Annotated in this window: 17 protein-coding genes and 1 riboswitch; of the genes, 10 read left to right on the top strand and 7 right to left on the bottom strand. The window is 59.7% G+C overall.

Going from position 1 to position 15184, the window contains the following annotated elements; translation table 11 throughout:
* Positions 1-142: 142 nt before the first annotated feature.
* The 8 genes from ASE85_RS06930 (at position 143) to ASE85_RS06960 (ending at position 8742) form a co-directional block, all read left to right on the top strand.
* Positions 143-1831 (top strand): alpha-L-fucosidase, encoded by a 1689-nt coding sequence (locus tag ASE85_RS06930; protein WP_056685720.1) that lies wholly within the window; start codon positions 143-145, stop codon positions 1829-1831.
* A gap of 329 nt (positions 1832-2160) precedes the next feature.
* Entirely contained in the window at positions 2161-2496 is a 336-nt protein-coding gene (locus tag ASE85_RS22300; protein ID WP_082462711.1) for a DUF2946 family protein, read from the top strand.
* A 421-nt stretch (positions 2497-2917) separates the two neighbouring features.
* Complete coding sequence (locus tag ASE85_RS06935; RefSeq protein WP_082462696.1) at positions 2918-3454, top strand: TonB-dependent receptor plug domain-containing protein; 537 nt, start codon at positions 2918-2920, stop codon at positions 3452-3454.
* A gap of 157 nt (positions 3455-3611) precedes the next feature.
* On the top strand, positions 3612-5036 hold the full coding sequence (locus ASE85_RS22305) for a TonB-dependent siderophore receptor (protein ID WP_156358238.1): 1425 nt from the start codon (positions 3612-3614) through the stop codon (positions 5034-5036).
* A gap of 47 nt (positions 5037-5083) precedes the next feature.
* Positions 5084-5941 carry an MbnP family copper-binding protein gene (locus ASE85_RS06945; protein ID WP_162237428.1) on the top strand — a complete coding sequence of 286 codons (858 nt, stop codon included), beginning with the start codon at positions 5084-5086 and terminating at the stop codon, positions 5939-5941.
* 2 nt (positions 5942-5943) lie between these two features.
* On the top strand, positions 5944-7134 hold the full coding sequence (locus tag ASE85_RS06950) for a methanobactin export MATE transporter MbnM (protein WP_056685730.1): 1191 nt from the start codon (positions 5944-5946) through the stop codon (positions 7132-7134).
* Positions 7131-7487 carry a copper resistance CopC family protein gene (locus tag ASE85_RS06955; RefSeq protein WP_056685733.1) on the top strand — a complete coding sequence of 119 codons (357 nt, stop codon included), beginning with the start codon at positions 7131-7133 and terminating at the stop codon, positions 7485-7487. The genes ASE85_RS06950 and ASE85_RS06955 overlap by 4 nt, the downstream gene beginning before the upstream one ends.
* Position 7488: 1 nt before the next feature.
* Entirely contained in the window at positions 7489-8742 is a 1254-nt protein-coding gene (locus ASE85_RS06960; protein ID WP_056685736.1) for a copper chaperone PCu(A)C, read from the top strand.
* Between the two features lie 35 nt (positions 8743-8777).
* On the opposite strand, the gene ASE85_RS06965 is transcribed toward ASE85_RS06960, so the two are convergent.
* Positions 8778-9791, bottom strand: coding sequence for a HoxN/HupN/NixA family nickel/cobalt transporter (locus ASE85_RS06965; RefSeq protein WP_056685739.1), 1014 nt, complete (start codon positions 9789-9791; stop codon positions 8778-8780).
* A 210-nt stretch (positions 9792-10001) separates the two neighbouring features.
* Positions 10002-10243: riboswitch (cobalamin riboswitch) on the bottom strand.
* 133 nt (positions 10244-10376) lie between these two features.
* Positions 10377-11270 carry an NAD(P)/FAD-dependent oxidoreductase gene (locus tag ASE85_RS06970; protein WP_056685742.1) on the bottom strand — a complete coding sequence of 298 codons (894 nt, stop codon included), beginning with the start codon at positions 11268-11270 and terminating at the stop codon, positions 10377-10379.
* Positions 11271-11396: 126 nt separating this feature from the next.
* Between ASE85_RS06970 and ASE85_RS06975 the strand changes: the two genes are divergently transcribed.
* Positions 11397-11846, top strand: a complete 450-nt coding sequence (locus ASE85_RS06975; RefSeq protein ID WP_056685745.1) for an Rrf2 family transcriptional regulator — start codon at positions 11397-11399, stop codon at positions 11844-11846.
* A 225-nt stretch (positions 11847-12071) separates the two neighbouring features.
* Here ASE85_RS06975 and ASE85_RS06980 read toward each other — a convergent pair whose 3' ends face one another.
* From ASE85_RS06980 to ASE85_RS07000, 5 genes are all read right to left on the bottom strand, one after another.
* The gene (locus tag ASE85_RS06980; protein WP_056685748.1) at positions 12072-12491 is read right to left on the bottom strand and encodes a CopD family protein; all 420 of its coding nucleotides are present in this window, start codon (positions 12489-12491) and stop codon (positions 12072-12074) included.
* Positions 12491-12838: a DUF3817 domain-containing protein gene (locus ASE85_RS06985; protein ID WP_056685751.1), complete on the bottom strand. Its 348-nt coding sequence runs from the start codon at positions 12836-12838 to the stop codon at positions 12491-12493. The genes ASE85_RS06980 and ASE85_RS06985 overlap by 1 nt, the downstream gene beginning before the upstream one ends.
* A gap of 91 nt (positions 12839-12929) precedes the next feature.
* Positions 12930-13151, bottom strand: a complete 222-nt coding sequence (locus ASE85_RS06990) for a hypothetical protein (RefSeq protein WP_156358239.1) — start codon at positions 13149-13151, stop codon at positions 12930-12932.
* Positions 13144-13479: an ArsR/SmtB family transcription factor gene (locus ASE85_RS06995; RefSeq protein ID WP_056685757.1), complete on the bottom strand. Its 336-nt coding sequence runs from the start codon at positions 13477-13479 to the stop codon at positions 13144-13146. The genes ASE85_RS06990 and ASE85_RS06995 overlap by 8 nt, the downstream gene beginning before the upstream one ends.
* 30 nt (positions 13480-13509) lie before the next feature.
* Positions 13510-14355, bottom strand: coding sequence for a DJ-1/PfpI family protein (locus ASE85_RS07000; RefSeq protein WP_082462698.1), 846 nt, complete (start codon positions 14353-14355; stop codon positions 13510-13512).
* A gap of 186 nt (positions 14356-14541) precedes the next feature.
* Between ASE85_RS07000 and ASE85_RS22895 the strand changes: the two genes are divergently transcribed.
* Positions 14542-15075, top strand: a complete 534-nt coding sequence (locus tag ASE85_RS22895) for a hypothetical protein (RefSeq protein ID WP_156358240.1) — start codon at positions 14542-14544, stop codon at positions 15073-15075.
* The last annotated feature ends 109 nt before the right edge of the window (positions 15076-15184 follow it).

Below are 15184 nucleotides of genomic sequence, written 5' to 3' on the forward strand. Positions count from 1 at the left end.
CTCGACCATATGCCTCGACCGATCCCGTAAGCCACCTCGAATCAGAGCCATCATATGGTCCAACGTCCCGCTTGTTGATAGCATCATGGCCCGATGCTACGCCTGCCCATGTCGCGAAAAGAACATGAGAGAGGATAATGCCATGAAGACGACGAGGCGCGAATTAATGAAAGGTGGCGCGTCTGCCGTTGCGAGCGCCGCTATCATAACCGATGCAACTGCCTCCTCGCTACCCACATTGCCTGGCAAAGGACGCGCAACAAAGGTGGAAGCGCCATCACGCTTTACCGCTGATTGGGCTTCACTCACGGCAGGCTACAGCACTCCTGATTGGTTCCGAGATGCGAAGTTTGGGATATGGGCGCACTGGAGCGCTCAATGCGTGCCGGAGGCGGGGGACTGGTATGCACGCAGCATGTATTTCCAAGGCACACGTGCTTATAAACATCACGTCGCACATTATGGCCACCCCAGCGAGGTCGGCTTCATGGAGATCCAGAATCAGTGGAAGGCGGAAGCATGGGATCCCACCCGCCTGCTCGATCTCTACAAGCGGGCCGGTGCACGCTACTTCATGGCGTTGGCTAATCACCACGACAATCTCGATACCTATGCGTCGTCCCACCATCCTTGGAACACCACGCGGGTCGGGCCGAGAAAAGACATCATCGGCACCTGGGCCAAGTTGGCGCGTGAGCGAGGATTACGTTTTGGTGTGTCCAACCATTCGTCCCATGCGTGGCACTGGAACCAGCCTGCTTATGGTTATGATCCTGAGGGGCCGCTTGCAGGGCGGCGTTATGATGCCTTTCGCCTGCGCGCTGGGCAGGGACGCGGCAAATGGTGGGATGGACTGGACCCGCAACAGCTCTACACCGGCCGCATGATGCCGATGCCCGACGGCATCCGCACGATTGCAGAGGCCAATGAATGGCATGAAGGCACCGACCGACTATGGAACGAGGGTATCCCGGCCGATCCTGCCTTCGCACGCAACTGGTTTTTGCGTTGCCGCGACCTGATCGACACCTATCGCCCGGACATGATCTATTTCGACAACTTTGATCTGCCGCTCGAACAATATGGCCTCGATATCACCGCCCATTTCTACAATCAGTCCATGCGCTGGAACAACGGCAGGCTCGAGGCGGTAGTGACTGCCAAGACGACCCCGCCACAGCGGCGCATGGGCATCGTCGACGACGTCGAGCGTGGCGGTAAGAACTATATCGAGCGTTTCCCCTGGCAAACCGACACCTGTCTTGGAAATTGGCATTATGATGCCGATCTCTATGCGCGCAGTGGCTATAAATCGGCGGCCACCGTCTTGCATACATTATGTGATGTCGTGTCCAAAAATGGCAATCTGATGTTGTCGGTGCCGATGCGCGGCAACGGCACGATCGATGACAAAGCAGAAAAGATCATCGAGGATATCGCCGCGTGGATGAGTAGATATGGCGAAGCCATTTACGGCACCCGACCTTGGCGGCGTTATGGCGAAGGACCAACAAAAGCCAGCACAGGGCTGTTTTCAGAAGGCGGTCCCATCTCTCCTTACAGTGCCAGGGATGTTCGCTACGTTACCAAGGGAAACAATCTCCATGCGCTCATACTAGGTTGGCCGGAGGATAATATCGTGCGCCTGACATTGCTCGGCAACGACGATCCGACACTCCGTGGTCAAGTAAGGCGAGTGACGCTCGCCGGATACAACGCATCGCTCCCGTTCAAGCGAACCTCCGACGCGCTGGAGGTTACATTGCCGCAAACCGCCTATAACAGTATCGGCGTGGCCATCATCCTTTCCGGTGACGGGGTGAATATCTGAAATGCGGGGGATCCTGGACATGCACTCGAGACGTTCGGCGTCGTCGAGTCAACTCGCAGGCGCATATCCCTATAATTCAGAAGTCAGGAGTTTGGTAAGCTCGGCTGTCAGAAATGAGCGATCGTGCCGAAGAGGTCGGCATCGCAGCCAATGATAGCGTTATTTGGTCTGAAACCTTCAGGCGCGGCGTATGGCCAAATCGTCTTGCTGTCTTTTAGTCATGACAAGACGCCATGCCGTGCCTATGAACGCTCCCTGTGGATCGACTGCGGCGCCTCATTTTTGCCAATCGGCTCTTAGCTTGCGCTGTCCTGTCACTTGCGCTGTTGATGAAGCTCGCCGTACCGGCCGGTTTCATGCCTGCAGTATCGAACGGCCAGATTGTGGTGAGCCTTTGCTCAAGCGCCGGTCCTGTAAAGATGGTTTTAGCGGTCCCAGGCCTAAAGCATGGGAAGTCGGACGACGGCCATCATCGCGGCACGGCTGAGCAGCCCTGCGCCTTTGCGAGCCTGTCGGCGCCTTTGCTTGCCGCTGCCGACGCCATACTTCTTGCAGCAGCGCTCTTGTTCGTTCTCGCGCTCGGCATGCGTCCGCTGGTGCTGTCGGCAGCGATGGCACTGCCCTATCTGCGTCCACCTCTCAGAGGTCCTCCGGCATCTAACTGACAGCACTGTCGCTATCAGCAGAGAAGCGTAGCGTGCAATAGCGCGCCGCGTTGATCGTGGACGCCGTCAGTTCTCTCGCACCGCCGCGCGTCCATGCGGGCTAGGCTGCCGAGGACAAATTCGATGACGATCCAAGTTGCCGCCTTGGCGATATCGCCCTGATCGGGCTGGTCGACATGTAGACGCGACCACTCGTCGTTCTTGGCCTGGCTGCGACAAAATCTCCGCTCAATATGGCTGCTATTTGATCCGTGCGGGTGCTGCTCCGTATGAAATTTACGCCCCCCTGCCCGCTTCAGCGGAACACTGGTCCAGACGCCAGCTTGCGACCGTCCTGGCGGCAGGCACAGGTGCGCGGCGTCGCCAAAGGACGGGGCAACGGATCAATGTCTCAATCCAACAATCACATCAGAGGATCCATATGTTTAAATCTGTTAGCACCGGGGCCTCACTTGCAGTGCTGGCGGGCTGTGGTCTCGCTTCGGCTGCGCAGGCCCAATCGGTGCAAACCGGCTCCAAGCCGAGCTGGACCTCCGACACGATCATCGTCACCGGCGAGCGTGGCGGCTATGCCGTGCCCAATGCCGGGGCGGCCACGCGCACCGACACGCCGCTGATCCAGATTCCGCAGTCGGTGCAGGTGCTGACCGGATCGCTGATCCGGGAACAGGACCGGCGCACGCTAGGCGATGCACTGGCCAATGTATCGGGCGTGGTGGGCGGTCGGCCGGAGGAAGGCTTGATCGCAGGGCCGCTGGTGCGCGGCTTCCTGGCAGAGATCTATCAGGATGGGCTGCCCATGTTCGGATCGACTCAGGCAGCGAACGACCCGACGAGCCTTGTCGGCATACGCCGTATCGAGGTGCTCAAGGGACCGACGGCAACGCTGTATGGCGGCGGCGTGGGTCGCCACTGGGCGGTCTTATCAATATCGAGAGCGAGCGACCCGGCGACATAGCAGACGGCTATGTCGCGATGCGCGTCGGCAGCTTTTCTACCATCAACCCCTATGGCGAACTGAACCTGCCGATCGCCACCGGCATTTCGGCACGCATTGCAGCCGAATATCAAAGCAACGATCATTGGATTGACCAGATCGAGGCGGAAGCCCGTTCGTGCAGCCCAGCCTGTCCTTCCAGCTTGGTGAGAAGACCGATTTTCTGCTACAAGGTCAGTATAGCCGACGCGAGCAGCTCGAATATTCGGGCCTGCCTGCAGCGCAGGCGCTGGTCGGCGAACTGGACCGCAATGCCTTTCCAGGCGCGCCCAATGGCCAGCCGCGCACCACGACCACCAACCAGATGACAACTGGAACGCTCCGCCACAGCTTCACCGACGATATGCGCCTCACCATCAGCGGGCGCTATTATGACAGCGAAGTTCCGCAGTTCAGCACGTTCATCTATCCCGATTTCTATCCGGCCAACCCGAAAACGCCGACAACATATCCGATCTTACCGCTCAATATGCTGAGCCATTTTGAAGAGTCGACCTTCGACGCGAACCTGATGGCAAAGGCGGACATGCTGGGCGGGAACCATAGCTTCCTGCTTGGCGCAAGTTATGACCATACCGACTTCTACTCGGACATGGCCTTCACCGGAATGACGGTCGGTTCGATCGACCTTGCCAATCCGACATATGACCTGTCGTTCGGTGAAACGCTGCCGCCTGACCTGGCCCAGACCGACAAGTATGAGACGGTGGCGCTCTATGCGCAGGATCAGGCGGATTATGGCCGCCTCCACTTCACCGGATCACTGCGTTATACTCGCCTGAAGTTCCGTGAAAACGAACTGGGGACTGACCGGACCTATCACCGATTATCGCCACGGATCGGCGCGACATTCGACCTCGCGAACGGCGTCGCACTCTATGCCGGCTATGCGACAGCTTTCCGTGGCGCTTTCGGACTTGTCAGCCGCTTCACGCCGCAAGCTGAAACGTCGCGCAACATCGAAGGCGGCGTGAAACTGGCTTTGGCGCAGCATGGCCTGTCGGGCACGCTGACAGTGTACGAGCAGAAGCGGAACAATGTCGCCACGCCCGATACCGACCCGGCTTTCCCGTTCTTTTCGGTCCAGACCGGGCAGCAGCGGTCGCGGGGCTTCGAGGCGGATATGACTTGGGAGCCGACCCCGGCTTTCTCTGTGATCGCCAACTATGCCTATACCGATGCCGAAGTAACGCGGGACAATGCCATCCCCGTGGGCGACAGGCTGCCGCGTGTGCCTAAGCATAGCGGCCGTATCGCCGCGCGTTACCGGGTGATGGATGGCCCGGCAAAAGGCCTGTCCTTCGGCGCTGGCATTACGGCTTTTACGGCGCGTGAAGTGACCCTGCCCAACAGCGTAACGATCCCGGGCTATGCCGCAATGGATGCGCAGGCGGCGTATGACATCGGCCGGTTAACGCTACAGCTATCCATAGTGAATCTGGGCGGGCGCAAGGCCTTCGACACCTATCAATATTTCGCGTTTCCGGTGGTGATGCCGGTTCAACCCCGTTCGGCCTTCGTCACGCTGAAAGCGCGACTGTGATGCCTGCCAGAACTCACAATCCAAGAAACATAAAAGGAGAAACCATCATGCGGTCCATTTTTGCATTTGGCATGCTGCTGGCTGCCGCCCAAGGGACGGCTTCGCTCGCGCAATCGCCCTCGCAACCTGTTGAAATCCGTTTCGACGCGCGCGTGGGCGCAGAACCGGCCCGGTGCGACCGCGCCTATACCAATGTCGGGTCGGGCAAGGCGGGGATGCGCTTTCAGGATCTGCGACTCTACGTCTCGGCCGTGAAGCTGATCGACGCGAGCGGACGCGAAGTACCCATCGCGCTCACGTCCGACGATCAATGGCAGAGCGACGTGGTCACGCTGCTCGATTTCGAGGATCGCACCGGCAACTGCAACGGCAACAGCGCCACCAACATGGTCGTGCGCGGCACCGTGCCAAAGGGCGACTATCGTAGCATCCTGTTCGAGATCGGCGTGCCGCAGGCGGTCAATCATCAGGATCCCACGCTCGCCGCCGCGCCGCTCAACGTGACGGCGATGACGTGGCCGTGGCAGATCGGCTACAAATTCACCGGCATCGACCTTGAGACCAGTGGCGGCGCAGGAATCGCCAATGCAGCAACCGGCTTCTCGATCCACCTTGGGAGCACCAGTTGCGGCGAAGGATCGCCAATGGCCCCACCAAAAATACCCTGCGCCAATCCGAACCGCCCGCATTATCGGCTCGATGGCTTCGATCCTGCCAAATCTACGGTGATTCTAGATGTCGGCGCCTTGCTTGCGGGCACGGATATCACCGTCAATGCGCCAGGGTCGGCGTCGGGTTGCATGTCCTTCCCCGGCGATGGCGACTGCCCGGCGATTTTCGACCGCCTGGGACTGCCGCTCGACGGGCGTCCGTCCGCAGGCCAGACATGGGTGCGGGCAGAATAATCATGCCGCGCACGTCGACCATCGCCCTTTCGCTGTCCGCCATTCTATTGCTCTTCAGCGTTGCGCACGCGCAGCAGAAGCCGTCGGCGCTCGAGCCGATCGACGTGCTGGTGCCCAGCCGGTATGACTTCGGTCTGCCGTCCTGGGCGCCAAAGCCGCTCGAACCGGCGGCCAATCCGACCACCCTGGCCAAGGTCGAGCTTGGTCGCCGTCTTTTCTACGACACCCGCCTGTCGGCCGATCGATCGATGTCGTGCGCAAGCTGCCACGAACAAGCCCGCGCCTTTACCGACGGGCGAGCGGTTTCAAAGGGCGTAACCGGGGCATCGACCCCACGCAACGCCATGTCGCTGGTCAATGTGGCCTATGTTCCCGTCCTGACATGGGGCAATCCGCTGCTCCAACATCTCGAGCAGCAGGCGCTGGTCCCGCTGATCGGGCAGGAACCCGTCGAACTGGGGCTGGCAGGGAAAGAGCACGAGGTCATGCGCCGTCTTGCCGCTGAACCGATCTATCGGAAATTGTTTGCGGAGGCCTTTCCCGAAACCAATGGCAAGATGGCGCTCGCCACCGTGGTGAGGGCATTGTCGGCGTTCCAGCGCTCGATCATATCGATGCGTTCGCCCTATGACCGCTACCGCTATGAAGGCGATACCGATGCCGTATCCGACGCCGCGATCCGCGGCGAAGCGTTGTTCTTTTCCGAACGGCTCGAATGTCACCATTGCCATAATGGCCTGAATTTGGCCGACACCGTGCTGCACGAACGCAACAAGACCGGCGAAATCGCATTCCACAATACGGGCCTTTACAATATCGATGGCAAGGGTGCCTATCCGACGGACAATATGGGCGTTGCCGAGATCACAGGACGGCCCGAAGATATGGGGCGGTTCCGCGCCCCCAGCCTGCGCAATGTCGCTATGACCGCGCCGTACATGCACGATGGTTCCATCGCGACGCTGGACGAGGTGCTTGACCATTATGCCGCCGGGGGCCGGACCATCGCATCAGGCCCGTATGCCGGTGTCGGACGGACGAACCCGTTCAAGAGTTCCTTCGTCCCTGGGTTCACGTTATCGCGCGAAGAGCGGGCGGATATGCTCGCGTTCCTGAATGCGCTGACCGACGACATGCTGTTGCATGATCCGCGCTTCTCCAATCCCTGGCCTCGAAAGGGCAAAAGGCAATGACCAGATTTTCCCTGGCGACGATCGCCGCCTTAGCGTTGTCGGTGCCCGCGAGCGTTCAGGCGCATACCGCGCTGCGCAGTTCCAGTCCGGCAAGCGGCAGCGTGCTGACCCAATTGCCATCGACGCTGACGATCACCTTTCTCGAATCCGCGTCACTCACCTCACTGACCCTGGTAACAGCAGCAGGGGAGCGGCAGATGCCTTTCACGCCAACGGGCAGTGCGCTGATTTTCGTCTCGCCCAAACCGGGCTTCGCGCCAGGCCGCAACGAGATACGCTGGCGGGCGCTGTCGCGTGACGGCCATGTCGTCGAAGGCAGCATCATCGTCGTGATGCGCGCGCCCAGGCCCTGACATGCTCGAAGCGCTGGCTGCCATCATCAAGGGTTTGAGCTATATAGCTGCTTTCGTCGCTGTCGGCACGGTGATCGCGCGGGCTTCGCTTGAGGGCAATCTCGTCCGGCCCTCTCCCGGCCCTACGTCTTTGATATGGTGGGCCGGCATAGCCTTGACGCTTGCCGCATGCGGCACGGCGGCGCTTTTCTTCATACGCCTGGGAGGCAACGCCGATAGCACGACACTCGACGCCATCTTCCTGTCGAAACTGGGTGTCGCTTTTGCTTTGCAACTGATCGGGGGCCTTTGGATCGCATCGTTCGCCGGTCGCCCCATCGCAGTGCTGGGGACTGCGCTCATCCTGCTTTCGTTCGGGGTCGTGGGTCATTCGGCATCGCGGGGCCTGCTCACCTCCCTCACCATTGTGCTGCATGTCGCTGGCGCAGCCTGGTGGTTTGGTGGATTGTTCATGCTGCTGCTCGCCAGTCGCGCTTCCGATGTTAATCATTTCCCCACTTTGATCGCACGGTTCAGCCGACAGGCCGTCTGGATCGTGGGCCTGCTGCTCGTCGCCGCACTAGGGACGGCGTCGTTGCTGGTGGAATGGCGGTTCGATGCCAGTCTCGGATATCAGCAGGGCCTGCTGACCAAACTGGGACTGACGGCATTTCTGCTCGCACTTGCAGGCGTCAACAAACTGGTGCTCACGCCGCGGCTTGCCGGTCCCGGCACAGCGCGGCTCTGGCTGAGGCGTATGATCGCGGCCGAGTTGCTGCTTTTCTTGGCCATCATGGCGACAACGGCCTATCTCACCACCTATCTGTCGCCGCACGACAGGAACGATTCCATGCACGGTTCGGGCGGGCAGGTGCGAGCCTCTGGCCCGATCGACATCATCGCCCCATGGGCGCCGGCCATGCCCAAAGGTGCGCGGACCGCTGCGGGCTATATGGAGATCGCCAACAACCAGATGATCGAGGATCGGCTGGTCGCGGCGAGCAGCCCCTGGGCAGAGCATGTGACGCTGCATGCGTCGAACATGGACAATGGTATCGTCCGCATGCGTGAAATCGCTGCGCTGCCCATCCCAGCGGACATGCGGATAACGCTGCGGCCCGGAGTTTTTCACCTCATGTTCACCGACCTTTACACGCCGTTCGTGGCGGGAGACACGGTGCCCCTGACGCTCATATTCGAACGCGCCGGGAAGGTGGAGGTGACACTCCATGTCAGGCCGCTCGGCGGCGGCGATCTGGGCGGCCATGGGCATTAGCGGTGTTGGCTTCCCCAGATGGCAGCCGTTCGCCGTCATTCCTGCGTGTCGAGCCCGCTCCAGCGATAGATGATATAACTCACGCCCCAGCATAATATGAAAAGGCCGATGATCAGGAAGCCAAGCATATTGAAATGCCCGGACAGCGTGCTGGCGCCCGTCCATAGGCCGCCTTGCAGACCGAACTTCTCCGACAACAGCGCGGCTGTCTGGATCGAGCCGATCACAAGCGCCACCATCGCCGAAATCGCGGTGATAACAATGTTATAGTAAAGCTTACGGATCGGCTTCACGAATGCCCATTCATAAGCACCTAACATGATGACGCCATCGCCGGTGTCCACCAAAGCCATTCCCACCGCAAACAGCGCTGGAAAGACGAGCACGGTCGCCAGCGATACCCCGACCGCCGCATGCGCGCTTGAAAGTCCAAGGATCGCGACTTCGGTCGCTGTGTCGAAACCGAGGCCGAAGAGGAAACCAAGTGGAGCCATATGCCATGCATGATGAATAAGGCGGAACACCGGCCGCAGGATCCGCGCAATCAGCCCTCGCCCGGCAAGCAAGATGTCCAGATCCTCTTCCGCGTAGCACCCACCGCGTCGGACATCCTGGAAACGCTGCCATACGCCGCGCAGGATCGCGAGGTTCATGATCGCGATCACGAACAGGAAGCCCGCCGAGATGGCCGTAGCGATCACCCCGCCGGATTGGCCGATCGCCTCGAAATCATCCAGCGTGCTGGCGGCAAGCGCAATCGTGGTCGCGGCAAGCAACACGATGGCCGAATGACCGATGGCGAACCACAGGCCGACAGTAATCGGCCTCTGCCCATCCTGCATCAGCTTGCGAGTAACATTGTCGATCGCCGCGATATGATCGGCATCGACCGCGTGGCGCAGCCCTAGACTCCACGCGAGAAGCGCCGTTCCCAGCATCAGCGGATTGTCCTGGAAAACGCTTAAGGCCCACGCCCAAACGAGCAGGTTGGCGGCGATGAGCGCGACGGACAGCAGCGCCACGCGACGCATGAGTGCGGTAAAGGTCATGCTCAATCCTTTCGTCACACCCGAACCTAGGCGGTATCGGGTGCAGTTGCGCCTCACGCACGGCAATATCCGGCGCGAGCATGCTCGTAGCCGGTCGCAACGAAGGAGCCAGCGGACGCAACGAAGCGACCGGCAGACCTGCCGTTGCGGTCTTACCGCACTATGTCGCTCAGACGGATTACCGTGCCTTAGCCATCCCCTGGACCAGGCGAGAGCGACCGGACGCTGGCAGGTCTCCTGGCTCACGGGTCATCACTCGATGCACGGCCTTCCCAGGCCTCGCTGGCTGCAGCGTCCGGCCCAGTGGCTGGCGGCTCGGGGTCCCCGTCCGCACATGTACATCGCGCTCACCGCTTACAGTTGCAGGGACAGCCGCGGTATCGAACGTTCTCACGCTCTTTGCGCATTCCCTATTAAGTCCTTTTCAGGACACCAACGCGATCTGTCGAAGCTATTGCTTCCACTGTCTGGCCCCTAACGCAAAGCCTGCGGCAAGGCAACGCGGCCTATAGCTCGTCATTCAGCGAACCGCTCCGCGTCTCAAGAAGCCACCGCTTTCTCTATGCCGGGCGGGCGCACCGCCAACTATGATCGAGCCAAGGACTGGTGCGTTGCTATACCGGCGAGCACGCCTGAAGCTGATGCGATCGTCGCATTATGCACTGGCGATGTCGCATCGCCGGCGGCGTAAACACCAGAGATCGAGGTCAGCCCCCAGGCATCAACTTTTATGAATGGCCCAGTTGGGCCATCATCCATCGCGCAACCAAGCATCTTCGCAATAGGACTCGTCAATTTCGTTGCTGGAGCCGTGAAAACCGCGAAAATTTCTATAACCCTGCCATCAGCCAGCGCGACTGCGCGCAGTCCGGGCGCCTCACCGATCAGGGCGACAACTGGTGTGCGCTCGATCGTCACACCTCGTTTGACGAGCAACGCCAACTCGTCTGCATTCGGCTCGTAGAGCCCTTGGGTGAAATAGGTCGCCCTTCCCCAATCTGGGATCAGCGCTGCCTGATGTGCCGACATAGGATGATTGGCGATGATGCCCAGCGCGCGGTCGCGCACTTCGTACCCATGACAATAGGGACAGTGCAGGACCGTTGCTCCCCATCGTTCTGCCATGCCAGGAATATCGGGCAGCATATCGGTCACGCCTGTTGCCAATATTATTCGTCGTGCGCGCCGTTCTGCACCGTTCCTCATGGTGACAACAAAATGTCCATCGTCAATCGAGGCTTCTTGGGCCTTTCCGGCCAGAACCTCGGCGCTTGGATAGGCCGAAAGTTGGCATGTGGCATCGCGGATGATCGCACCAGGCGACCGGCCATCCTGTCCGAGGAACCCGTGAGCAGCATCTGCAAATCGATTTCGTGGCAAGCCAGCGTCGATCAGCAGCACATCCTGTCGGGCACGCGCAAGCTGCAACGCGGCAGACTGACCCGCAAAACTTCCTCCAATCACAATGACGTCATGCATGGGTGTTTTTTCCTTACTCAGCAGTCGCGAATCATGAAACTTTTGACATTACATATCCATCAAGGCGCCTTTTGCAACTGATGAAGTGGCGTGATAGGGGGGGGGGGTGAAACTAAAGGATGTGCGATGCAACTGGATGGACGTTTGTCGAGGATGCTACATATTCTGATCCACATGGGTCACGCCGAGGGTCCGATAACGTCGGAAACAGCAGCAGAGATGTTGAACACCAACCCAGTGGTGGTTCGGCGCACGATGGCTGGCCTGCGTGATGCTGGACATGTTCGCTCTGTGAAAGGGCATGGCGGTGGCTGGACGCTTGCCAGTTCGCTGGACAGGATAACCATGTTGGATATTTACCGGGCTGTTGGAGAGCCCCGCATCTTCTCGATCGGCCTCGCTGATCCACAGCCGAAATGTCTTGTCGAGCAAGCGGTCAACGCCTCGATGTCATCGGCGCTGGGCGATGCAGAGGCGATGCTGATCGCCAGGCTGGCTCAGGTTACTCTCGCTGAAATCGCGAGCGAGTTCGAAGCACGGTCGAAAGGGTCCAGCTCAGATTTTCGGCGTCACTAACCGTCGGACAACGCGTGCCTCGATTGGCATACCCAAAACTGATGTCGAAACGCAGATCCCTCGACACCGCAATCTGGCCAACGAACATCGCGCAACGCATTCACTCTACGGTCCGCATGGCAATCGCCTAGTCCGGAATATGCTTTAGGGGGGCATCTGATTGTATTTGTATCTGAACCACAACGCGCGCTCGTAACCTTTGATATGGGACTAGTTCCACCACCGCTAAGGCAATCCTATCACTCCCTTGGTGACCGCCAGGAATGCAACAATCGCGACCGCGAGGACGATAGCGGCGGGAACAATGAACGGGTTGCCGTTCACATCCAGGCGGTCGCCGCGCCTAAGCCTTCGCAAGCGCCCCGACTGTATGCCGTGAAGGCCGCTGAGCCCAACGACGAAGATGAGCTTTGCCCACAGCCAATGGCTGGAGAACCATGCACCGTTGGCCGCGACCAGGGAGCCCGTAAGCCACACAGCGAGTACGGCCGGCGAGGTGACGCGCTGATCCCATCGGGACACGAGGGCGACGGTCTCTGTTCCACCGCGAGAGCCCGCCGCGACACCGAACGCTTGGACGAAAAGCCCGCCGATGAAGATCAGGACGACCGTGACATGCATCGCCTTAAGCCAGAGATAGTCCATCAACGCTGCTCGACCTGAGCTAAGGCGTCTATCTCTTTGCGGCGTAAAAGTCCGGCATTGGCAAACCCGCCGAATGGCATGAAAGCGGCGACGATCAATCGCATCTGCTCGCGCCAGGTCCAATCGCCCCCGCCGCTGACAGTGACGACGACGCACCAGATATAGGCGACGAACGCTGCGCCATGCACCGGTCCCATAATCCGGGTGGCAATCGCATAGCCCAGGACGTGTTTGAGCGGCACCGCGACCAGCACAAGGGCGAGAAGCGTGCTTGCCTCGGCGAAGGAGGCAAGTCGCAGCCTGCGGATCATTGAAAGCTCTGCATCAGCCGCAACGGATGTCAGCATGTGTTCTTTCCGCTCTTTAGAGGTGTGCAGCAACGATGCGGATCACGCGGTGCCGTACCGCCACGGCGGGCGAAACAAAGCGCAACATACATTATTCGACATCACGCAGAAGCTTCTCCACCGCGTTCATGCGGGATGTAAGCGCGCCAACCTCCGCCCGCAGTGCCACCACTGTCTCATCGCTGGTGGTCAGCCGTTTCGCTTCCAGCCTGCTTCGATAGACTGAAGCGGCATATTTCATCGTGAAAACGACAAGAATCAAAAGCAGTATGAAAACTGTAATCAGGAAAAAACGGGACGAAGCGTCAGTCATGGGTATCTCCATTGGCGTGAACGGCGCCGGGCGTGGGAAACGGCCCGGCCTCGGCGATGCTTCCGGCGTCGAGCGCCAGAGTGAACGGGGCATTCTGGTAAAAATTGGCGGCTTTGCCACTATCGGCCGTCTCGACGGTGCTAACCACCAATCCTGCATTTTCCAGTTTGCGCAGATGCATTTTCATCAGCGGCCGGCTGATACCGCCTTCACGCGCGAGTTGGCTGACATAGGCGCGCTGGACGTCAGCAAGATGTGCGACGATCCATAAGCGCGCCGGGTGCGCCAGCGCCTGAATTTGCAGCAACAATTTCTCGGATTTGATCACGACAGGGCCTTCACGGTTTAACGAGCGCCATCATATCGGTTTAGCCGTTGCCGTATACTTGCCCATATCCCGTGCAGCCTGCGCCGCCACGTCGCGCATGTCGATGCCGACACCACCCATCCAGGCGATGGCAGCCTGCGTAAGTTCGGGTCCGGCTTTGGCCGGCACACCGACGTCAAAGGGCGGTTCCGGGTCATATTGCATGGCGAGCTGCTGGATTTTGGCAGTCTGCTCACCTGCCAATTCAGCGACCAGGGTAAGGCCGAAATCCAGTCCGGCGGTAACACCGCCACCGGTCATGCGGTTCCTGTCCTTGACGACGCGCTTGTCGACGGGCTTAGCGCCGAACAGCGGCAGGAGGGGCATAGCCGCCCAATGCGTCGCAGCCTCATATCCCTGAAGCAGCCCGGCCGCACCCAGAACGAGCGCGCCGGAGCACACGGACGTTACATATTTGGCGCGCTCGCCCCGATCGGCAATGAACCGCAGCATCGCGTCGTCGCGCATAACGGCAACCTGGCCGGGTCCACCAGGGATGAAGAGAACGTCCAGATCATCCGGGCATTCGTCAAGAGACGTGTCGGCCTGCACAACGACACCCGTGTCGCTGATCATCGGGTCCTTGTTCTTCCAGATAAGATGAATATCGCAGCTGGAGTTCAAAGCCGTTTGCGGGCCGACCAGGTCCAGCAGTGTAAGGCCCGGATAGAGCAGCATTCCTACTTTCGGCTTCTGCCGATCGGTTGTTCTGACCACATGATATTCCTTGCCCTGAAGGGGTGCGGCGGCAGCCTGACTGCGTGCGATTGCCGACGCAGATAGTGCTATTGAGCCGCCGGCAAGAGCCGCGAATGTCCGTCGATTGATGCCTGCCATCCTGTTGTTCCTCACATGCGTCGGTGTCCATGGCGATGGCCACGAACTGCTGAAACCCCATTACGTAAGATTTATCTTACAGGAAAGATAAATCTTACGTAATGCTGAATTTCGTCCGGGAGAAGGCCTTGACGGATTTTTCGCAGCTCCACGCCTTCCACAAAGATCATCTGGCGGGAGGTGTGTGTGGGCGCAGTGAAAGGTGCCCAGCATTACAAAATCGGCGCTCACGGCGAGCACGACGGTGACATGATAATCTTGGCTTATCCTGCCATCCGAACGGATTGGAATGTAGATGCCGGTTTCCTGGTGAGAGGCTGCGCGCGGCTACGCCACATCACTTACGGCAAGCTATTCATTACCCGCACGGCGGGCATGGCTACCGCCACCTTCAAGATCAGTGAAATAATTGGGGCGGTTATCGGGACAAAAGCCATCAACCGCTCTATGACGCGCCTATTGATGATCGCACTTGTTGGATTATCCGCAGCAGGCGCGCCGATGCTGGCCGTTACCACCTGCCTGCCTTGTCCGGGTACCGCATCGATCATAGCGCTTCCCGCACTTGAATCAGCAATGCTCGGCGTTGTTCGGACGGCCCTATACCGCGTCGCCGTCCATGTGTTTCCGCCCCGGCTCGCACAACAGGTATCGGCATCTCTGCTGGTGTCAGACATATGGGTGCCATCGCCAGTACCGCGTCCGGAGCGATCGCGCTGAGCGCGAGATCGGTCTCGGCATTCTTCTCGACAGTGGCGGTGACTATGATCGCGCGCCCTGGAACCCTGGCGTGTATCCCAAAAACATGTCCCGTCGGGCGTGCGCACGT

Source organism: Sphingobium sp. Leaf26 (genome assembly GCF_001421665.1).
GTDB lineage: Bacteria > Pseudomonadota > Alphaproteobacteria > Sphingomonadales > Sphingomonadaceae > Sphingobium.